Origin of the sequence: Streptomyces swartbergensis (assembly GCF_002148965.1) — a bacterium.
Lineage (GTDB): Bacteria > Actinomycetota > Actinomycetes > Streptomycetales > Streptomycetaceae > Streptomyces > Streptomyces swartbergensis.
The window spans coordinates 1-20443 of the sequence record NZ_NGFN01000147.1 but is presented as its reverse complement, the minus strand read 5'-3'; the positions used below and the strand labels follow the sequence as shown (position 1 = coordinate 20443).

Sequence of the window (20443 nt, the reverse complement as noted above, 5' to 3'; positions counted from 1 at the left end):
GTCGAGAAGACGAAGTCGGCGGTCAAGAAGGTGACGGGCAAGAAGCGCGTGGCCGAGAAGGTGGTGGCCAAGGCCGAGAAAGCCGTGACCAGAAAGGTCGCGGCGAAGGGGGCTGCGGCCAAGGAGACCGTGGTCAAGGAGGCCGCGACGAAGGGGGCCACGACGAAGGGGGCCGCGGTCAAGGAGACCGTGGTCAAGGCTCCGGCCGGGAGGACGACCGAGAGGGAGACGGCGGCCAAGAAGGCGGCGGCTAAGGAGGCCCCCGCCAAGAGGGCGGCGGCCAAGAAGACGGCGCACAAGGGAGCGGCGGCTGAGAAGGCTGCGGTTACGGAGGCGCCAGCCAGGAAGGCGGTAGCCGAGAAGGCGGCGGCCAAGGAGACGGCGCGCAAGGGGGCGGCGGCCGAGAGGGCGGCGGCCAAGGAGACGGCGCGCAAGGGGGCGGCGGCCGAGAAGGCGGCGGCCACAGAGGCGGCAGCCCGGAAGGCGCCAGCCAGGAAGGTGGCGGCCAAGGGGGCGGCAGCCGGGAAGGCGGCAGTCAGAGAGACGGCGGCCGATAAGGGGGCGGCCACAGAGGTGGCAGCCGGGAAGGCGCCAGCCAGGAAGGTGGCGGCCAAGGGGGCGGCAGCCGGGAAGGCGGCAGTCAGAGAGACGGCGGCCGATAAGGGGGCGGCCACGGAGGTGGCAGCCGGGAAGGCGCTGGCTAGGAAGGCGTCGGCCGAGAAAGCTCCGGCCAACGAGACGGTGGCCGATAGGGCGGCGGCCACAGTGGCGGCAGCTGGAAGGGTGCCGACCAAGAAGGCGGCAGGCAAGAAGGCGGCAGGCAAGAAGGCGGCGGCCGAGGAGAAGGCGGCCGAGGGGACGGCGGCCGATAAGGCGGCGGCCACAGAGGCGGCGGCCGGGAAGGCGGCAGGCAAGAAGGCGCCGGTCAAGGCGACGGCGGTCAAGGGGACGGCGGGGAAGAAGGCCGCTGTCGGGAGGGCGAAGGCCGCCAAGGCCGGGGCCGCCAAGAAGGGCGTCGAGGCCGAGGGCGTTCGCGCCGGAGGCGAGAGCACCGCCAGTAAGGGCGGGGTCGGGAAGGGCACCGCCCGGACCGGCGCGGTCACACAGGACACGGCCGGGAGCAGCACGGCCAAGAAGGCGGGTGCGGCCGAGGCCGCGCAGCAGACGGGAGCGACCACGGTGGGTGCGAAGAAGACTCCTGGCACGGCGACGGCGGCCAAGACCGCTGTTCCGAAGGCACGGGCGGCCGCGGCGGAGCCAGGTGAGCTCGCGGTACGCCCGGGCGAGGACCCCTGGACGGAGGCGGAGGTCGAGGAGGCGCGTGCCGAGCTGACGTCCGAGGAGACCCGGCTGCGTGAGGAGCTGGAGTCGTCGGAGCGGTCGCTCGCCGGTCTGATGCGGGACTCCGGGGACGGCGCCGGTCACGACGAGGCGGACACCGGCAGCAAGAACGTCACGCGCGAGCACGAGCTGGCGCTGGCCGCCAACGCGCGCGAGATGCTCGTCCAGACCGAGCGCGCCCTGGAACGCCTCGACTCCGGTACCTACGGCCTGTGCGAGAACTGCGGCAACCCCATCGGCAAGGCCCGCATGCAGGCCTTCCCGCGGGCCACTCTGTGCGTGGAGTGCAAGCAGAAGCAGGAGCGCCGGTACTGACGGCCGCCGAATGCCTCCTGAGCACGTGGGACGCCCGGGGTGTGCCGTACCCTCGTCCTCAGTCAGGCACCTAGGTTGAGGGACTCACGTGGCAGAGGCGGAGCGCATCATCGGTACGCCGGACACACCGGACGCGGCCGGTAACGGGCGGGAGCGGCCCGGTGAGGACGCGGCGCCGGGCGAGCGCGCCGGCTCCGAGGGCACCCGGGCCCCGGCCGGCGGTTCCGGCTCCGACGAGGCGGCGGCCGCCGGGGCGTCCGGCAGGGATGAGCCGACGGCGGCCGGGCCCCGGGGCAAGCGCCGGATCGCGGTCCTGTTCGCGGTGGCCATGTTCGCGTACGCCCTCGACCTGATCAGCAAGATGATCGTGGTGGCCAAGCTGGAGCACCACCCGCCCATCGAGATCATCGGGGACTGGCTGAAGTTCGAGGCGATCCGCAACGCGGGCGCGGCCTTCGGCTTCGGCGAGGCCTTCACGGTGATCTTCACCATGATCGCGGCGGCGGTGATCGTGGTGATCGCCCGGCTCGCCCGCAAGCTCTACAGCCTGCCCTGGGCGATCGCGCTCGGCCTGCTGCTCGGCGGTGCGCTGGGCAACCTCACCGACCGGATCTTCCGGGCGCCGGGCGTCTTCGAGGGCGCGGTCGTGGACTTCATCGCGCCGAAGCACTTCGCCGTCTTCAACCTGGCGGACTCGGCGATCGTGTGCGGCGGCATCCTGATCGTGCTGCTGTCGTTCAAGGGGCTCGACCCTGACGGGACCGTCCACAAGGACTGAGCCCGCGAGGGGTTGTCCGGGTTGTCCACAGGCTCCGTACGGGGCTGTCTCACCCGTCCGGCATACTCGACGGGTGAGCACGATTCCCGAGATCCGTACCCTGCCCGTGCCCGACGGACTGGAGGGCGAGCGCGTCGACGCCGCCATCTCCCGTATGTTCGGCTTCTCCCGGACCAAGGCGGCCGAGCTCGCCGCCGCGGGGAAGGTCACGGTCGACGGATCGGTGGTCGGCAAGTCGGAGCGGGTGCACGGCGGCGCCTGGCTCGAAGTCGAGATGCCGCAGGCGCCCGCGCCGGTGCAGGTGGTGGCCGAGCCGGTCGAGGGCATGGAGATCGTCCACGACGACGATGACGTGGTCGTGATCGTCAAGCCGGTGGGCGTGGCCGCGCACCCGTCGCCGGGCTGGACCGGCCCGACCGTCATCGGCGGGCTCGCCGCCGCCGGGTACCGGATCTCGACCTCCGGGGCCGCGGAGCGCCAGGGCATCGTGCACCGGCTCGACGTCGGCACGTCCGGGCTGATGGTCGTCGCCAAGTCCGAGTACGCGTACACGTCGCTGAAGCGCCAGTTCAAGGAGCGCACGGTCGACAAGCGGTACCACACGCTCGTCCAGGGCCACCCCGACCCGACCAGCGGCACCATCGACGCGCCCATCGGGCGGCACCCGCAGCACGACTACAAGTGGGCGGTCACCGCCGAGGGCAAGCCGTCCGTCACGCACTACGACCTGATCGAGGCCTTCCGCGCGGCGTCCCTGCTCGACGTGAAGCTGGAGACCGGCCGCACCCACCAGATCCGCGTCCACATGGCCGCCCACCGGCATCCCTGCGTGGGCGACCTGACGTACGGGGCCGACCCGACGCTCGCCAAGCGGCTCCATCTGACCCGCCAGTGGCTGCACGCGGTGCGGCTGGGCTTCGAGCACCCCGGGGACGGGCAGTGGGCGGAGTTCTCCTGCGAGTACCCGGAGGACCTCCAGAAGGCCCTGGACCAGGTCCGGGAGGAGACGTACGCATGAGCGGGAGGCCGGCGCCGTCGTACGTGGTGCGGGTCGCCGAGGACGCGGCCGACCGTGAGGCGTGCTTCGCGGTGCGCAAGGAGGTGTTCGTCGGCGAGCAGGGCGTGCCGGAGGACATCGAGTACGACGCGTACGACCCGGGGGCCGTCCATGTGCTGGCGGTCCGGGAGGACGGCGTGCCGCTCGGCACCGGGCGGCTGCTGCTCGGGGAGGCGGCCGTGGCGCAGACCGGAGCCGACCCGTCCGTGGGCTCCCTCGGCCGGCTCGCCGTGGCCGCCCACGCGCGCGGTCTCGGCGTCGGCGTCGCCCTGGTCCGGGCCATCGAGGACGCGGCACGCGCGCGTGGTCTCGCGGCCGTGGACCTGCACGCCCAGACGCACGCGCTGGGTTTCTACGAGCGGCTCGGCTACGAGGCGTACGGGCCGGAGTACTTGGAGGCGGGCATTCCGCACCAGGCCATGCGGCGTTCGCTCTAGCCCGTCATGAAGGGCGGCGAAACGGTTTGTCACGGGAGTTGCGTGGCAGGCTTGAGGTCAGTCGTGTGAACGTTTGACCTTCCGGAGCGCTGACCGTGGATCAGTTGGCCCTGCTGTTCGTGCTGCTGCTCGGGGCCGTGATCAGCGTCCCGGTCGGGGACCGGCTCAGCGTGCCCGCGCCGGTGCTGATGACGCTCCTGGGCATAGTCCTCGCACTGCTCGACTTCGTGCCCAACGTGCAGATCCCGCCGGACCTGATCCTGCCGCTGCTGTTGCCGCCGCTGCTGTACGCCGCGGTCCGGCGCACGTCCTGGCGGCAGTTCGCGGCGAACAAGAGGCCGATCTTCCTGCTGGCCGTGGCGCTGGTGTTCGTCACCATGGCCTGTGTGGCGGCCGCGGCCAACGCGATCGTGCCGGGGCTGCCACTGGCCGCGGCGTTCGCGCTCGGCGCGCTGGTCGCGCCGCCGGACCCGGTCGCGGCCACCGCCGTCGCCGGGCAACTGGGGCTGCCGCGCCGGCTGGTGTCGATCCTGGAGGGCGAGGGGCTGTTCAACGACGTGACGGCCATCGTCCTGTACCACGTGGCGATCGCGGCCGCCGTCAGCGGGACGTTCTCACCCTGGAAGGCCGGGCTCGATCTGGTGCTGTCCGCCGTGGTGGCGGTGACCGTGGGCCTCGCGCTGGGCTGGGGCGCCAACAAGCTGATGGACGTGCTCGGGGAGGCGACCCTCCAGATCGGGCTGACCCTGCTGGTGCCGTACGCCTCGTACGTCATGGCCGAGGAACTGCACGGGTCCGGAGTGCTCGCCGTGCTCACCACCGCGCTGTTCCTCGCGGAGCACGGGTCCGACGCCGACGACGTCATGACGCGGCTGGCCGGGCACACGTTCTGGAACATCGTCGACACGCTCGTCACCGGCGTCGCGTTCGGGCTGGTCGGGCTGGAGCTGCACAACGCGATCCACACGGCGTCCGGCCGGTGGGGCGAGTTGCTCGGGTGGGCGGCGGTCGTCGTCTGCGTGGTCGTGTTCGTACGCCTGTTGTGGCTGCTGCCGGCGACCTGGCTGACCAAACGGCTGCACGCGCGGCGGGACTACGACGAGGACATCCCGGTGAGCTGGCGCGAGACCGTGGTGATGTGGTGGTCGGGAATGCGGGGCGTGGCCTCTGTCGCGCTGGTGCTGGCCATTCCGCTGGAGACCGACGCGGGGGCGCCGTTCCCCAGCCGGGACGAGATCATCTTCATCGCGTTCGGGGTGATCATGGCGACGTTGGTGGTGCAGGGGCTGACGTTGCCGTGGCTGGTGCGATCGCTGGGGGTACGGGCCGACACGGACGTCGAGAAGGAGTTCGCGAAGGCGCTGGCGATCCGGGCGTCCAAGGCGGCCAAGCGCAGGCTCCGGGAGATCGAGGAGACCGAGGAACTGCCCGAGGAGTTGTCCGAGCAGATGGTGCGGCGGGCGTTCGACATCGCGGTGCGGATCAGTCCCGAAGTGGCCGAGGACGAGCGGCGGGACGCCTATCGGGAGCGGGCCCGGCGGCTGAAGCGGGTGCGCCGCATCCAGCAGGAGATGCTGAGTGCGGCGCGGCATGAGGTGCTGGCGGCGAGGAGCGAGCCGGGGGCGGACCCGGAGGTGGTGGACCGGGTGCTGCGGCACCTGGATGTGCGGTCCATGCGGTGAGTTGCCGGCCTCCCCTCCCGGCGGGCCCGCCCGAAGTCGTTCACCTTTCCGTCAGCGCTCCGGCCGCGCCGAGCCGTGGAAGCGGCGCTGCTGTGGGACGCCGTCCTGGGACGGGCGGTGGCCGTTCTGGCTCTGGGACGGCGGCAGGATCGCGTCCGCCGTGTTGACCCGGGGCAGGGCGTACGGGTGCTCGTCGGCCAGCCAGCGGACCATCTGCTCGCGGACCGCGACCCGCGCCGTCCAGATGTCGTCCGCGTCCTTGGCGGTCACCAGGGCCCGCACCTGCATGGTGTTGGGGGTGGTGTCCGTGACGGACAGGTCGTAGGCGCGGCCGTCCCAGGCCGGGCACTGCCGCAGGATGTCGCGGAGCTTCTCGCGCATCGCGTCCACGGGGGCCGTGTGGTCGACGTGCCAGAAGACGGTGCCGGTCATCTGCGGCGTGCCGCGCGACCAGTTCTCGAACGGCTTGGACGTGAAGTACGACACCGGCATGGTGATCCGCCGCTCGTCCCAGGTGCGCACGGTCAGGAACGTCAGCGTGATCTCCTCGACCGTGCCCCACTCGCCGTCCACGACGACGGTGTCCCCGATGCGCACCATGTCGCCGAAGGCGATCTGGAACCCGGCGAACATGTTGCTCAGCGTGGACTGGGCGGCGACACCCGCGACGATGCCGAGGATGCCGGCCGAGGCCAGCAGCGACGCACCCGCCGCGCGGAACGCCGGGAACGTCAGCAGCATGCTCGCCGCGGCCACCACACCGACGATCGCGGACACCACCCGCATGATCAGCGTCACCTGGGTGCGCACCCGGCGGACCCTGGCCGGGTCGCGGTGGGCCCGGGCATTGGCGTACCGCGTGTAGGACGTCTCGACGATCGCCGACGCGATACGGATCACCAGCCAGGCGGCCGACCCGATCAGCACGAGGGTCAGCACCTGGCCGATGCCCTCCCTGCGGCTCTCCAGCAGGTCGGCCTCGTCGTACGACCCTCGCAGCAGGGCCGCGCACAGCAGGAGCTGGTAGGGAATGCGGCCGCGGCGGAGCAGACCCCACAGCGGGGTCTCGTGGTGCCGTTCGTCGGCCTTGCGCAGCAGGAAGTCGGTGGCCCAGCCGATCACCAGCGTGAGCACGACCGAGCCACCGACCACGATCAGCGGTCGTAGCAGGTTCTCCATGCCCCCGAACCTAACCGGCTCACCGGGGGCATGAACATGTGACTTCGGCGGCGTCCTGGGTAGTGCCGCGATCTCGGCTCGTCACACCCGGCTGGCACCATGGCTTCATGAACATCATGCTCTTTCACTCGACCCATGGGCTGCGGCCCGCGGTGCTCCAGGCCGCCGACCGGCTGCGCGCGGCCGGACACGAGGTGTGGACACCCGACCTCTTCGAGGGGCGCACGTTCGACACGGTCGAGGAAGGCATGGAGCACAAGGAGAAGATCGGCAAGGAGGAGTTGCTGAGGCGGGCCGTGCTGGCCGCCGCGCCCTACTCCGAGCGCGGGCTGGTCTACGCCGGGTTCTCGCTCGGCGCCTCCATCGCGCAGACCCTCGCCCTCGGCGACGACAAGGCGCGCGGGCTGCTGCTCCTGCACGGCACGTCGGACATCGCGCCGGGCGTCACGGCGGACGACCTGCCGGTACAGCTGCACGTGGCGGAGCCGGACCCCTTCGAGACGGACGACTGGCTCAGCGCCTGGTACCTCCAGATGGGCCGCACCGGCGCCGACGTCGAGGTGTACCGGTACGCCGGGGCCGGTCACCTCTACACCGACCCCGACCTGCCGGACTACGACGAGGAGGCCGCCGAGGCCACCTGGCGGGTGGCGCTCGGCTTCCTCGACAGCCTGTAGGGAAGTCTGGTCACACCGGGTCGTAGGCGCGCTCGACCTTCTGCGTGCCGTTGCGCGTGCGGTACGAGCGGGCCCACGTGGCGGTGGCGTCGCGCTTCGTGCGGTCGGACAGGACGTAGTAGTCCATCTGCGCCCGCTCGGCCGTGATGTCCAGGACACCGTAGCCGTGGCGGTCCGTGTCGACCCAGTGGACGTGCCGGTTGGCCGCGCGGATCACGGGTGCGGCGACCGCGGAGACCGTGCCCTGAGGGACCTTGACGATGTCGTCGAGGTTGTCCGAGGTGACCGAGGTGACGACGAACTCCGTGGCGGCCGACGGGGACAGCGGGTACGTACCGGCGTCCACGGGCACGTCGTTGGCCCAGGCCATGTGGATGTCGCCGGTGAGGAAGACCGTGTTGCGGATCGCGTTCGCCCGCAGGTGGGCGAGGAGTTCGCGGCGGTCGTCGGTGTAGCCGTCCCACTGGTCGGTGTTGAGGGCGAGGCCCTCCTGCGGCAGGCCCAGCAGCTTGGCCAGTGGCTTCAGCAGATCGGCGGAGAGCGAGCCGATGGCGAACGGCGAGACCATCACCGAGTTGCCGACCAGCCGCCATGTGGTGTCGGACGCCTTCAGGCCCGCCTTGAGCCAGTCGAGCTGGGCGCGGCCGGTGAGCGTGCGGTCCGGGTCGTCGACCTCGCCGTTGCCGACCTTGACCTGCTGGGAGCGGAAGGACCGCAGGTCGAGGAGGGAGAGGTCGGCGAGCTTGCCGAAACGCAGCCGGCGGTAGGTGGTGCCCGCGATCGCCGGACGCACCGGCATCCACTCGAAGTAGGCCTGCTTGGCGGCGGCCTGGCGGGCGGACCAGGTGCCCTCGGCGCCCTCCGTGTGGTTCTCGGCGCCGCCCGACCAGGCGTCGTTGGCGAGCTCGTGGTCGTCCCAGATCGCCACGACCGGGGCCGCCGCGTGCAGCGCCTGGAGGTCCGGGTCGGTCTTGTAACGGGCGTGCCGGACGCGGTAGTCGGCGAGGGTGACGATCTCGTGGGCCGGGGCGTGCGGGCGGACGACCGTGCCGCGGGTGCCGTACTCGCCGGTGCCGTACTCGTAGATGTAGTCGCCGAGGTGCAGCCAGGCGTCCAGGTCGCCGCGGGCCGCGAGATGGCGGTACGAGGAGAAGTAGCCGGCCTCCCAGTTGGCGCAGGAGACCACGCCGAAGCGGAGGTTCGTGACGGCCGCGTCGGCCGCCGGGGCGGTGCGGGTGCGGGCGGCGGGGGAGTCGGTGCCTCCGGCGGAGAAGCGGAACCAGTAGTCGGTGGCCGGTTCCAGGCCGCGGATGTCGGCCTTCACGGTGTGGTCGGAGGCGGCCGTCGCGGTGGTGGAGCCCTTGGCGACGACGGTGGTGAACGCCTTGTCCTTGGCGACGATCCAGCTGACCTCGGTGTCCGGGCCGAGTCCGGAGCCGGGTATGGCCTCCGGGACGGGGGTCACGCGGGTCCACAGCAGGACGCCGTCCGGTAGCGGGTCACCGGAGGCGACGCCGTGCAGGAAGGCGGGTGCCTGGTCGACGGCGCGCGCGGGCAGGGTCGCCGCCAGCGGCCCGGCCAGGACAGCGGTCGCCGCCGCGGCCTTGACGACCGTACGGCGGCGCGGGGTGCGGGAGTTGAGGTCCTCTGACGGCTTCGATGATCTGTATCGACTGGTCACGGACGATCAGGTTACTGATCGGTACGCACCAGAGCGGGCGAACTCCCGAAGTTCGCCCGCTCTTCACGTGGTGACCGGTCCCGGACCCGCCGTCACTTCTTGAGGGCCTCGCCCACCACCCGGTTGAAGTCGGCCACCGTCATCAGCGGCGTGCCCTGGTTGTCGGCGGTGAGCTGCTTGCCGTCCATGACGAAGCCCGGGGTGCCCTGCACGCCGTCCTTGTTGTCGTCGAAGGTCTTCGACATGGCCATCGCCCAGGCGTCGTAGGTGCCCTTCTCGACCGCGTCCTGGAACTTCTTGTTGTTCTTCAGCGCGGGGACGGTGTCGGCCACTTTGATGAGGTAACTGTCGTTCTTGAACTCGTCGGTCGTCTCCTCCGGGTGCCACTTCTTGGAGTACAGCGCGGCCTTGTAGTCGAGGAACGCCTCGGGGCTGACGTTCAGCGCGGCACCCAGGGCGCTCAGCGCGTTCTTGGAGCCCTCGCCGTTGTCCTTGTTGTCGATGAAGGTGGCGCCGATGAACTGCATCTTGAACTTGCCGTCGTCGATGTCCTTCTTCACGGTCGGACCGACGGTCTGCTCGAACTGGGCGCACACGGGGCAGCGCGGGTCCTCGTAGATCTTCAGGGTCTTCTTGGCCGAGTCCTTGCCGATGACGACCGTGGTGCCCTTGCTGCCCGTGGTGTTGGCCGGGGCGACGACCTTGGCGTCCTTCTGGGCCTCCCAGTGCGTGGGCTTGTTGGCCTGGACGACCGCGTAGCCGATGCCGCCGGCTATCGCCAGGACGCCGACTATGGAGGCGGCGACGATGATCTGCCGCTTGGCCTTCGCCCGCTTGGCCTCGCGTTCGCGCTCGATGCGCAGCCGCTCACGGGCCGCCATCTTCGCCGCCTGGCTGTTCCGCTTGCTCATGGTGATGTTCTCCGTCGGGGACGCGCACACGTCGTGTGCGCACTACGTAAGGGGGACTGCCGGTGCTCGAAAGGTGCCTCACACGAAGGCGGGCGAGCACGGCGGTCCACGTCGTCCCAGGGAGTGGGCGAGGATCCGGTCGCGGGCGGTGGGCGTGCGGTCGGCGGCCCGCGACGGCAGCCGGGGCCCGGCCGGGGCCCGCGTCACCGTCACGGCGGCGACCGCCAGCAGCAACGGACGGACCCGTGTCGAAACCTCCGCCGCCACCGCCCGCAGCAACTGGGCCAGGGCCCGCTCGCCCCGGCGCAGCCAGACGGCGGCGGCCAGTCCCACGCCGACGTGCGCGCCGAGCAGAAGCCAGGCGGTGGCCGGGTCGGCGTGTGCGACCACGGCCGCGAGCCGGTCGGTGCCGGTGGCCCCGGCCATCCGCGCCAGGGGAGTGCCGACCTCGCCGCCGCCGCACAGCACGTCCAGGCCGACCGACCGCAGCGGGCCGGCGACCGGGCCGCCCGACCGGCCGTAACAGGCGTGCTGTCCCGTGGTGAACACCGTGTCGGCGGCCAGTTCCAGCGGGATCAGCAGGGCCGCGATCCGCCCGAACGAGCGCTCACGGCCCGCCAGGGCGTACGCGATCAGGAACACGGTGGCGGCGACCGCGGCCACCGTGCCCATCGGGAGCGGGACCCGGGACAGCAGCACGTGCGACGCGGTGCTGAGCGTCACGACCACTGCCGTGAACAGCGCCGCGCGTACGGCTCTGAGCTGGATCCCGGATATGTCCATAGCGAGAGGAGAGTCTGTCACGGGGGCCTGTAAGGGACCCCTAAAGGATGCCTGTGAGAGAGCGGCCGGCCAAAGCCCCGGCTCAGGGGTCCTTACAGCCCCGGGATCCGGCCGTTGCGGAACAGGTCCACGAAGGTCTGGTGGTCGGCCCGCGCGCGTGCGCCGTAGCTGTGCGCGAAGTCGGTCAGCAGCGGGGCGAAGCCCTCCTCGTCGGCCGCGATCGCCGCGTCGATGGCCCGCTCCGTGGAGAACGGCACCAGGGACTCGCCGGACTGGTCGTCCGCCGCCGAGTGCATCGTGGCCGTGGCCCGGCCGAGGTCGGCCACCACCTGGGCGATCTCCTCCGCGTCGTCGATGTCGCCCCAGTCGAGATCCACCGCGTACGGCGAGACCTCGGCGACGAGCTGGCCCGCGCCGTCCAGCTCCGTCCAGCCCAGCCACGGGTCGGCGTGCGCCTGGAGGGCGCGCTGGGAGATGACCGTGCGGTGCCCCTCGTGCTGGAAGTAGTCGCGGATCGCCTGGTCCGTGACGTGCCGGGAGACGGCCGGGGTCTGGGCCTGCTTGATGTAGATCACCACATCGTTCTCCAGGGCGTCGCTGTGGCCCTCCAGGAGGATGTTGTACGACGGCAGGCCCGCCGAGCCGATGCCGATGCCGCGCCGGCCGACGACGTCCTTCACGCGGTAGGAGTCCGGGCGGGCCAGCGAGCTGTCCGGGAGCGTCTCCAGATAGCCGTCGAAGGCGGCGAGCACCTTGTAGCGCGTGGCCGCGTCCAGCTCCACCGAGCCGCCGCCCGGCGCGAAGCGGCGCTCGAAGTCGCGGATCTCCGTCATCGACTCCAGCAGCCCGAAGCGGGTCAGCGACCGGGCGTCACGCAGCGCGTCCAGCAGCGGGCCCTGCGCGGTGTCCAGCGTGAACGGCGGCACCTCGTCGCTCTTGGCGCCGGTGGCCAGGGCGTGGATCCGCTCGCGGTACGCGACCGCGTAGATCGTCACCAGCTCGGAGATCTGCTCGTCGCTGAGCGCCTTCGCGTACCCGATGAGGGCGATGGAGGCGGCGAAGCGCTTCAGGTCCCACGTGAAGGGGCCGACGTAGGCCTCGTCGAAGTCGTTGACGTTGAAGATCAGGCGGCCGTTGGCGTCCATGTACGTGCCGAAGTTCTCCGCGTGCAGGTCGCCGTGGATCCACACGCGCGAGGTGCGCTCGTCCAGGAACGGCCCGCCCCGCTTTTCCTCGTCCAGATCGTGATAGAAGAGGCACGCCGTGCCCCGGTAGAACGCGAAGGCCGAGGCCGCCATCTTCCGGAACTTCACGCGGAACGCGGCCGGGTCGGCGGCCAGGAGCTCGCCGAAGGCGGTGTCGAAGACGGCGAGAATTTCCTCACCGCGGTGCTCGTCGTCGAGCTGCGGGAACGACATCGCTGGGTGCCTCCTGGTGCATGCGTGTGGGGACGGCAGGTCCGCCCTCTGTCCAACGTGCGGCGCTGCGCGGGAGTGCCCGCGAGCCCCGCACGAAGGTACGCGGGTCAGGCCCCCGGGTGTCACTGGCGAGGCATAGACTTCGACGCTGTCCCCCAGACTGTCCGCAGCCTGTCGGGCCCCATTCGACGTTCGTTTTCTCTGGAGGCCGCAGCCGTGTCAAAGCCGCCGTTCACGCACCTGCACGTCCACACCCAGTACTCGCTGCTGGACGGTGCCGCGCGGCTGAAGGACATGTTCAACGCGTGCAACGAGATGGGCATGACGCACATCGCCATGTCCGACCACGGCAACCTCCACGGGGCGTACGACTTCTTCCACTCGGCGCAGAAGGCCGGGGTCACGCCGATCATCGGCATCGAGGCGTATGTCGCGCCCGAGTCGCGCCGCAACAAGCGCAAGATCCAGTGGGGCCAGCCGCACCAGAAGCGGGACGACGTCTCCGGTTCCGGTGGTTACACCCACAAGACGATGTGGGCCGTGAACAAGACCGGCCTGCACAACCTCTTCCGGCTCTCCTCCGACGCGTACGCCGAGGGCTGGCTCCAGAAGTGGCCCCGGATGGACAAGGAGACCATCGCCCAGTGGTCCGAGGGGATCGTCGCCTCCACCGGCTGCCCCTCCGGCGAGGTCCAGACCCGGCTGCGCCTCGGCCACTTCGACGAGGCCCTGAAGGCCGCCGCCGACTACCAGGACATCTTCGGCAAGGACCGCTACTTCCTGGAGCTGATGGACCACGGCATCGAGATCGAGCACCGGGTCCGCGACGGCCTGCTGGAGATCGGCAAGAAGCTCGGCATCCCCCCGCTGGTCACCAACGACTCGCACTACACGTACGCGCACGAGGCGACCGCGCACGACGCCCTGCTGTGCATCCAGACCGGCAAGAACCTCTCCGACCCCGACCGCTTCAGGTTCGACGGCACCGGCTACTACCTGAAGTCCACGGACGAGATGTACGCCATCGACTCCTCGGACGCCTGGCAGGAGGGCTGCGCCAACACCCGGCTGATCGCCGAGATGGTCGACACCACGGGCATGTTCGAAAAGCGCGACCTGATGCCCAAGTTCGACATCCCTCAGGGGTACACGGAGGTCAGCTGGTTCCGCGAGGAAGTCATCCGCGGCATGCACCGCCGCTTCCCGGACGGCATCCCGGACGACCGCATGAAGCAGGCCGAGTACGAGATGGACACCATCATCTCGATGGGCTTCCCGGGCTACTTCCTCGTGGTCGCCGACTTCATCATGTGGGCCAAGAAGCAGGGCATCGCGGTCGGCCCCGGCCGAGGCTCCGCGGCCGGCTCGATCGTCGCCTACGCCCTCGGCATCACCGACCTCGACCCCATCCCGCACGGCCTGATCTTCGAGCGGTTCCTCAACCCCGAGCGCATCTCCATGCCCGATGTCGACATCGACTTCGACGAGCGCCGGCGCGTCGAGGTGATCCGGTACGTGACGGAGAAGTACGGCGCCGACAAGGTCGCCATGATCGGTACGTACGGCACCATCAAGGCCAAGAACGCGATCAAGGACTCCGCGCGCGTGCTGGGCTACCCGTACGCGATGGGCGACCGCCTCACCAAGGCCATGCCCGCCGACGTCCTCGGCAAGGGCATCAACCTCGACGGCATCACCAATCCCGAGCACCCCCGCTACTCGGAGGCGGGCGAGATCCGGGCGATGTACGAGAACGAGCCCGACGTGAAGAAGGTCATCGACACCGCCAAGGGCGTCGAGGGCCTGGTCCGGCAGATGGGCGTGCACGCCGCCGGCGTGATCATGTCCAGCGAGACCATCACCGACCACGTCCCGGTCTGGGTCAGGCACACCGACGGCGTGACCATCACGCAGTGGGACTACCCGAGCTGCGAGTCGCTCGGCCTGCTGAAAATGGACTTCCTCGGTCTGCGCAACCTCACGATCATGGACGACGCCGTCAAGATGGTGAAGTCCAACAAGGGGATCGACATCGATCTCCTGAGCCTCCCGCTCGACGACCCCACGACCTTCGAACTGCTCCAGCGCGGCGACACCCTGGGCGTCTTCCAGTTCGACGGCGGCCCCATGCGCTCCCTGCTCCGGCTGATGAAGCCGGACAACTTCGAAGACATCTCCGCCGTGTCGGCCCTGTACCGCCCGGGCCCGATGGGCATGAACTCCCACACGAACTACGCGCTGCGCAAGAACGGGCAGCAGGAGATCACGCCGATCCACCCCGAGCTGGAGGAGCCGCTCAAGGAGGTCCTGGACGTCACCTACGGCCTGATCGTCTACCAGGAGCAGGTGCAGAAGGCCGCCCAGATCATCGCCGGCTACTCGCTCGGCGAGGCCGACATCCTCCGCCGCGTGATGGGCAAGAAGAAGCCCGAGGAACTGGCGAAGAACTTCGTGCTGTTCAAGGAGGGCGCCCGTAAGAAGGGCTACAGCGACGAAGCCATCCAGGCGCTGTGGGACGTGCTGGTCCCCTTCGCCGGCTACGCGTTCAACAAGGCGCACTCCGCCGCGTACGGACTCGTCTCGTACTGGACCGCGTACCTCAAGGCGAACCACCCCGCCGAGTACATGGCCGCGCTTCTGACGTCCGTGAAGGACGACAAGGACAAGTCGGCCGTCTACCTCAACGAGTGCCGCCGCATGGGCATCAAGGTGCTCCCGCCGGACGTCAACGAGTCGATGTCCAACTTCGCCGCCCAGGGCGACGACGTGATCCTCTTCGGCCTCTCCGCCGTCCGCAACGTCGGTACGAACGTCGTCGAGTCGATCATCAGGTGCCGCAAGGCCAAGGGGAAGTACACCTCGTTCCCCGACTACCTCGACAAGGTGGAGGCGGTGGTCTGCAACAAGCGCACCACCGAATCGCTGATCAAGGCCGGGGCCTTCGACGCCATGGGCCACACACGCAAGGGCCTGACCGCGCAGTACGAGCCGATGATCGACAACGTGGTCGCGGTCAAGCGCAAGGAGGCCGAGGGGCAGTTCGACCTCTTCGGCGGCATGGGGGAGGAGCAGAGCGACGAGCCGGGCTTCGGGCTCGACGTGGAGTTCACCACCGAGGAGTGGGACAAGACCTATCTGCTCGCCCAGGAGCGGGAGATGCTCGGTCTGTACGTCTCCGACCACCCGCTGTTCGGCCTGGAGCACATCCTGTCCGACAAGGCCGACGCGGGCATCTCCCAGCTGACCGGCGGTGAGCACGCGGACGGGGCGGTCGTCACCATCGGCGGCATCATCTCCGGCCTCCAGCGCAAGATGACCAAACAGGGCAACGCCTGGGCCATCGCCACCGTCGAGGACCTCGCCGGCTCGATCGAGTGCATGTTCTTCCCGGCGACCTACCAGCTCGTCTCGACCCAACTCGTCGAGGACGCCGTGGTGTTCGTCAAGGGCCGCCTCGACAAGCGCGAGGACGTGCCGCGGCTGGTCGCGATGGAGTTGCAGGTCCCCGACCTGTCGAACGCGGGCACCAACGCGCCCGTCGTGCTGACCATCCCGGCCACGCGGGTCACCCCGCCGCTGGTCAGCCGTCTCGGCGAGGTCCTCAGCCACCACAAGGGCGACAGCGAGGTGCGGATCAGGCTCCAGGGGCCGACCAAGACGACCGTGCTGCGTCTGGACCGGCACCGGGTGAAGCCGGACCCGGCGCTCTTCGGTGACCTGAAGGTGCTGCTCGGGCCGTCCTGCCTGGCGGGCTGACGCCGGGCCGGGCCCTGTCGTCACATTCCCGCCTGCCCCGCGAATGTGACGACAGGGCCCAGCGGGCTCTTGACGCGAGCGAGGGGCGTACCTGGTACCGGGTACGCCCCTCGTTGCGTGTGTCCGGGTCTCAACCACCCGTTACACGGATGTCAGTTGTGACCGAAGCTCCGCTTGCGCTTGCGGGACGCCACGTCGCCGGGGGTCACCTCGACCTCGGGCTGGGGCTCCGCCTCCGCGGTGGGACGGCGGTCCGCACGCTGGCCACGCTCGGTGGGACGCTGCTGCTTACGGTCACGGTTCTTGTTCTTGGCCATGGTGGTGCCTCCTGTGGGGGATCTAGGGGCCAGGGCCGGGACCAGATTCACACAGGCCGACAACGATCGCATGTCGGACAATTACCGTGCGTGACAGGGCTGGTCGCGTCGAGAACCCCGGAAACGCCACGCCGAAGATCGAGTTCCGGCCGTTAACCTCCGCGCCGTCGGGCAGACTCGAAGCAAGCCCGAAGCAAACCTCCCGGGAAGAGGGTGAGTCGTGTGGACCGCTGCATCGTCCTGGTGGACGCGGGGTATCTGCTGGGGGCAGCGGCGAGTCTCCTCGCCGGGGAGCCCTCACGATCCCGTATCACCGTCGACCACACCGCCCTCATCCAGGGGCTGCGTGAACGCGCCGAGTCGGACACGCAGCAGCCGCTGCTGCGCATCTACTGGTTCGACGGCGCCCCCGACCGCGTCCCGCAACCCGAGCACCGCAGGCTGCGCGTGATGCCCCGGGTCACCGTCCGGCTGGGCGCGCTGACCCGCAGCGACGGCCGCTGGGCGCAGAAGGGCGTGGACGCGGCGATGCACGCCGAGCTCACCGAACTGGCCCGCAACCGCGCCTGCTCCGACGTCGTCCTGGTGACCGGGGACGGCGACCTGCTGCCGGGCATGATGGCCGCCAAGGAGCACGGCGTCGCCGTCCACCTGTGGGCCGTGCAGGCCGCCGACGGCGACTACAACCAGTCCGAGGACCTGGTCGCCGAGGCCGACGAGCGGCGCGTCCTGGACCGGACCTGGATCACCAGGGCCGTCCGCGCCAAGGAGCACACCGGCGTGTGCGCCCCGCAGCCCGCGCCCCGGCCCGAGATCGCCGCGATCCTCTCCGCCCCGCTGCCCGATTCCGCGCTCGCCGCCGCGGCCGAGCGCCCCGCCGCACAGCCCGAGCACCACCCGGAGGGCCGCACCGGGCAGAACGGCACCGAGGAACGGGTGCCCGCCGCCAAAGGCGTCCCCACGCCCAAAGATCTGGCCGCCCTGCGCGCCCCCGGCACCCAGTCCGCCCAGCAGCCCGCCTCCGCCACCCTCCGCTGGTCCTCCGACAAAGGCTGGGTCGACCGGCCCACGGCCGAGCCCCCCGAGGCCGCCTCGATGCCGACGCTCGCCCAGCTGACCACGGCCGAGCAGCGGTGGGCCGACCGCGAGGAGGACATCACCACCGTCGGCGGCGACCCCTACGAGGTCGGGCAGGTCTTCGCCCGGCGCTGGGTCGAGCGCCTCGGCGACCAGGGCCACCTGCAGAAACTGTCCGGGATGTACCCGCGCATCCCGCACCGCGTCGACGGGGAGCTGCTGCGCTACGCCGCCCGCTTCGGCCTGCTCGCCCACAAGGACGACCAGATCGACGAGCGGGACCGGTACGCCATCCGGGCCGGTTTCTGGAAGGAGATCGGCGTGCGCACGGGGGTGGAGCACGCGCCCGTCGGCGAATGAGAACTTTGCCGACGGATTTCCCGCCCTGGACCGACCCGAGAGCGGACCGGGCTCGCCGACCCCGTAGTCTCGTCCCTTGTGAGTAAGCGCGCGGCACAGGCATTTCGGCACGATGGTGACGTCGTGTGCGCGGTGCGCGGGCTGACCAAGACCTATCCGGCGGTACGCGCCCGGCGCGGCGCGCCCGGAACACCCGAGGTCCGGGCCACGGACGACGTGACGCTGGACATCCGGCGCGGCGAGATCTTCGGCCTGCTCGGGCCGAACGGCGCCGGCAAGTCCACCCTCGTACGGCAGCTCACCGGGCTGATGCGCCCCGACCGCGGCAGCGTGGAGATCCTCGGGCACGACATCGTGCGCCACCCGGAGCGGGCCTCGCGGATCCTCGCCTACCTCGGGCAGGAGTCGACCGCCCTCGACGAGCTGACCGTGTCGCTCGCCGCCGAGACCACCGGGCGGCTGCGCGGCCTGGACGTACGGCGGGCGCGGGCCGAGCGGGACGACGTACTCGACGAGCTGGGGCTCGCGCCGCTCGCCGGGCGGCCGCTGAAGAAGCTCTCCGGAGGCCAGCGGCGCCTGGCGTGCTTCGCCGCGGCGCTGGTGGGGGAGCGGCCGCTGCTCGTGCTCGACGAGCCGACCACCGGCATGGACCCGGTGGCGCGGCGGGCCGTGTGGTCCGCCGTCGACCGGCGGCGGGCCGAGCGCGGGACGACCGTGCTGCTCGTCACCCACAACGTCATCGAGGCCGAGACCGTGCTGGACCGGGTGGCCGTCCTCGACCGGGGGCGGGTGATCGCCTGCGACACGCCGACCGGGCTCAAGGAGCAGGTCGCCGGCGAGGTGCGGGTCGACCTGGTGTGGCGGGACACGGCGCCGCTGCATGTCCCCGAGGTGGCCGCGCTGCGGGACCGGGCCGTGGAGTCGGGGCGCCTGTGGACGCTCCGGCTCGGGCCCGAGGAGGCCCGGGCGGTCGTCGCCACCGTCACCGGCGGGGCCGCCTTCGCCGCGCTGGACGACTTCACGCTGGCCACCCCGAGCCTGGAGGACGTGTACCTGGCCCTGGGCGGTGCCGCGCAGCAGGGGCTGGTGAAGGCGTGAGGAGTACCGAGGCCTTGAGTGCGGGGGCCTGGAACCTGACGGCCCTGAACGTGACGGCCCTGAACACGGCGGCCCTGAACATGGCGGCCCTGAACATGGCGGCCTTGCATGTGACGGCCCGGAATGCGGCGGTCTTGAGTACGCAGGCCGCCGCGTACGTACCGAACAGGGCGACTGCCGCAGTGGACCCGACGAAGGGGAGCAGCGCGACGTGAGTGTCGTACCCGCCGATGTCCTGCCGGGCAGCGCCCTGGCCGTGGAGGAGCCCGCCGCGTGCGCGGCCGAGCTCGGACCTCGGGCGCGGCTGTGGCCGTCGCTGGCGGCCGTGTACCGGGCGCAGCTGTCCCGGGCGAGGGTCGCGCGGATCCCGCTGCTGTTCGTGGCGACCTTCCAGTCGATCGGGATCATGATCCTGATGCGCGGGGTCGTGGACGACGGGGCGGAGGCGCAGGCCGTCGTCGCCGGGTCGTCGGTCCTGGTGGTCGCCTTCGTCGCACTGAATCTTCTCGCGCAGTACTTCGGGCAGCTGCGGGCCAGCGGCGGACTCGACCACTACGCGACGCTGCCGGTGCCGCCGGCGGCGGTCGTACTGGGCGCGGCGGGCGCGTACGCGTCGTTCACCGTGCCCGGGACCGTCGTGACGGCGGTGTTCGGCTGTGTGCTCTTCGGGCTGCCACTGGCCCATCTGTGGATCCTGGTGGCCGTGATCCCGCTGGCGGGCGCCGCGCTCGCCGGGCTGGGGGCGGCGCTCGGGCTGCTCGCGCCCCGGCCCGAGCTGGCCACGTTGCTCGGACAGCTGGGTATGTCGGCGGCGCTGCTGCTGGGTGTGCTACCGGCGGACCGGATGCCGCAGGTCGTGCGGTTCGCCCGGGATCTGCTGCCGTCGACGTACGGGGTGGAGGCCTTCGCGCGCACGTTCGGGCCGAACCCCGACTGGGCCTTCGTGCTGGGGGACCTCGCCGTGTGCGGGTTCGTGGGCGTCGTCTCGCTGGCCGTGGCGACCTGGGCGTACCGCCGGGCGGCCGTCCGGTGAGCGGGCAGGGATCGTCCGGTGACGCGGGGCACAGGCGGGCCTGGCACGATGGCAGGGTGACCGCACCACTGAATCCCCCACCGCCACCGCATGAACGTTCCGCACAGGATTCGTGGCCGCCGCCGGGCGCCGGTCCCGGGGCGCAGGGGTCCCAGGTTCACGGGTCCCAGGCTGATGGAGCTCAGGCTCATGGGGCTGAGGCTCCTGGGTCTCAGCAGGCCGAGTACGCCGGGCACGGCTGGTACGGGCAGGACGACGGGCCCGGCATGAGGACGGAAGTGCGGGAGGCCGGCGTCGTCACCCTGGCGGTGGCACTCGGCGGGGTGCTGCTGGGCGTGCTGTGGTGGTGGCTCGCGCCGCACGTGCCGCTGGTCGGTGACGTGGTCGAGGGGAAGTGGATCGTCTACCTCAAGGACACCGAGGGGGAGCAGGCCGTCGGGGTCGACGGCACGTTCACACTGCTCGGGCTGGCCTTCGGGGTCGTCAGCGCCCTGGTCGTGTTCCTGCTGCGGCGGCGTGGGGGTGTGCCGCTGGTGGTGGGGC

At 70.8% G+C, this 20443-nt stretch carries 16 protein-coding genes and 1 pseudogene; 11 read left to right on the top strand and 6 right to left on the bottom strand.

Annotated elements, in window-relative coordinates; all coding sequences use genetic code 11:
* From CA983_RS48020 to CA983_RS22970, 5 genes are all read left to right on the top strand, one after another.
* Positions 1-1656 (top strand): TraR/DksA family transcriptional regulator (locus CA983_RS48020; protein WP_341866680.1); only part of this gene is annotated, 1656 nt, incomplete at its 5' end.
* An 88-nt stretch (positions 1657-1744) separates the two neighbouring features.
* Positions 1745-2434 (top strand): signal peptidase II, encoded by a 690-nt coding sequence (lspA, locus tag CA983_RS22985; protein WP_086602783.1) that lies wholly within the window; start codon positions 1745-1747, stop codon positions 2432-2434.
* A 73-nt stretch (positions 2435-2507) separates the two neighbouring features.
* Positions 2508-3452, top strand: coding sequence for an RluA family pseudouridine synthase (locus CA983_RS22980; RefSeq protein WP_086602782.1), 945 nt, complete (start codon positions 2508-2510; stop codon positions 3450-3452).
* Positions 3449-3928: a GNAT family N-acetyltransferase gene (locus CA983_RS22975; RefSeq protein WP_086602781.1), complete on the top strand. Its 480-nt coding sequence runs from the start codon at positions 3449-3451 to the stop codon at positions 3926-3928. The genes CA983_RS22980 and CA983_RS22975 overlap by 4 nt, the downstream gene beginning before the upstream one ends.
* A gap of 95 nt (positions 3929-4023) precedes the next feature.
* Entirely contained in the window at positions 4024-5610 is a 1587-nt protein-coding gene (locus tag CA983_RS22970; RefSeq protein ID WP_086602780.1) for a Na+/H+ antiporter, read from the top strand.
* 51 nt (positions 5611-5661) lie between these two features.
* Here the strand turns inward: CA983_RS22970 and CA983_RS22965 are convergent, their stop codons facing one another.
* Positions 5662-6789, bottom strand: a complete 1128-nt coding sequence (locus CA983_RS22965; protein ID WP_086602779.1) for a mechanosensitive ion channel family protein — start codon at positions 6787-6789, stop codon at positions 5662-5664.
* A 38-nt stretch (positions 6790-6827) separates the two neighbouring features.
* On the opposite strand from CA983_RS22965, the gene CA983_RS22960 reads away from it, so the two are divergent.
* Positions 6828-7466, top strand: coding sequence for a dienelactone hydrolase family protein (locus CA983_RS22960; RefSeq protein ID WP_086602778.1), 639 nt, complete (start codon positions 6828-6830; stop codon positions 7464-7466).
* Between the two features lie 10 nt (positions 7467-7476).
* On the opposite strand, the gene CA983_RS22955 is transcribed toward CA983_RS22960, so the two are convergent.
* From CA983_RS22955 to CA983_RS22940, 4 genes are all read right to left on the bottom strand, one after another.
* On the bottom strand, positions 7477-9147 hold the full coding sequence (locus tag CA983_RS22955; RefSeq protein WP_086602777.1) for an alkaline phosphatase D family protein: 1671 nt from the start codon (positions 9145-9147) through the stop codon (positions 7477-7479).
* Between the two features lie 92 nt (positions 9148-9239).
* Positions 9240-10058, bottom strand: coding sequence for a DsbA family protein (locus CA983_RS22950; RefSeq protein ID WP_086602776.1), 819 nt, complete (start codon positions 10056-10058; stop codon positions 9240-9242).
* Between the two features lie 78 nt (positions 10059-10136).
* Positions 10137-10841, bottom strand: coding sequence for a hypothetical protein (locus tag CA983_RS22945; protein WP_086602775.1), 705 nt, complete (start codon positions 10839-10841; stop codon positions 10137-10139).
* A gap of 92 nt (positions 10842-10933) precedes the next feature.
* Positions 10934-12259: a DUF2252 domain-containing protein gene (locus CA983_RS22940; protein WP_059416492.1), complete on the bottom strand. Its 1326-nt coding sequence runs from the start codon at positions 12257-12259 to the stop codon at positions 10934-10936.
* Between the two features lie 216 nt (positions 12260-12475).
* Here CA983_RS22940 and dnaE point away from each other — a divergent pair, with 216 nt between their 5' ends.
* The gene (gene dnaE, locus CA983_RS22935; RefSeq protein ID WP_086602774.1) at positions 12476-16015 is read left to right on the top strand and encodes a DNA polymerase III subunit alpha; all 3540 of its coding nucleotides are present in this window, start codon (positions 12476-12478) and stop codon (positions 16013-16015) included.
* Between the two features lie 152 nt (positions 16016-16167).
* Here the strand turns inward: dnaE and CA983_RS22930 are convergent, their stop codons facing one another.
* Complete coding sequence (locus CA983_RS22930) at positions 16168-16332, bottom strand: hypothetical protein (protein ID WP_230299561.1); 165 nt, start codon at positions 16330-16332, stop codon at positions 16168-16170.
* A 222-nt stretch (positions 16333-16554) separates the two neighbouring features.
* Here CA983_RS22930 and CA983_RS22925 point away from each other — a divergent pair, with 222 nt between their 5' ends.
* The 4 genes and pseudogenes from CA983_RS22925 to CA983_RS22905 all read left to right on the top strand — a co-directional run.
* Positions 16555-17769 (top strand): NYN domain-containing protein, encoded by a 1215-nt coding sequence (locus CA983_RS22925; RefSeq protein WP_086602772.1) that lies wholly within the window; start codon positions 16555-16557, stop codon positions 17767-17769.
* A gap of 123 nt (positions 17770-17892) precedes the next feature.
* Positions 17893-18867 (top strand): ABC transporter ATP-binding protein, encoded by a 975-nt coding sequence (locus tag CA983_RS22920; protein WP_086602771.1) that lies wholly within the window; start codon positions 17893-17895, stop codon positions 18865-18867.
* A 211-nt stretch (positions 18868-19078) separates the two neighbouring features.
* Positions 19079-19900, top strand: a complete 822-nt coding sequence (locus CA983_RS22910; protein ID WP_086602769.1) for an ABC transporter permease — start codon at positions 19079-19081, stop codon at positions 19898-19900.
* Between the two features lie 56 nt (positions 19901-19956).
* Positions 19957-20443, top strand: a pseudogene (locus CA983_RS22905) (AAA family ATPase); the annotation flags it as partial.

Bases quoted from the DNA above. Each gene is read 5' to 3' on its own strand.
- CA983_RS22975 (WP_086602781.1), top strand. From the start codon at position 3,449: ATGAGCGGGAGGCCGGCGCCGTCGTACGTGGTGCGGGTCGCCGAGGAC.
- CA983_RS22965 (WP_086602779.1), bottom strand. From the start codon at position 6,789: ATGGAGAACCTGCTACGACCGCTGATCGTGGTCGGTGGCTCGGTCGTG.
- CA983_RS22950 (WP_086602776.1), bottom strand. From the start codon at position 10,058: ATGAGCAAGCGGAACAGCCAGGCGGCGAAGATGGCGGCCCGTGAGCGG.
- CA983_RS22945 (WP_086602775.1), bottom strand. From the start codon at position 10,841: ATGGACATATCCGGGATCCAGCTCAGAGCCGTACGCGCGGCGCTGTTC.
- CA983_RS22940 (WP_059416492.1), bottom strand. From the start codon at position 12,259: ATGTCGTTCCCGCAGCTCGACGACGAGCACCGCGGTGAGGAAATTCTC.
- CA983_RS22930 (WP_230299561.1), bottom strand. From the start codon at position 16,332: ATGGCCAAGAACAAGAACCGTGACCGTAAGCAGCAGCGTCCCACCGAG.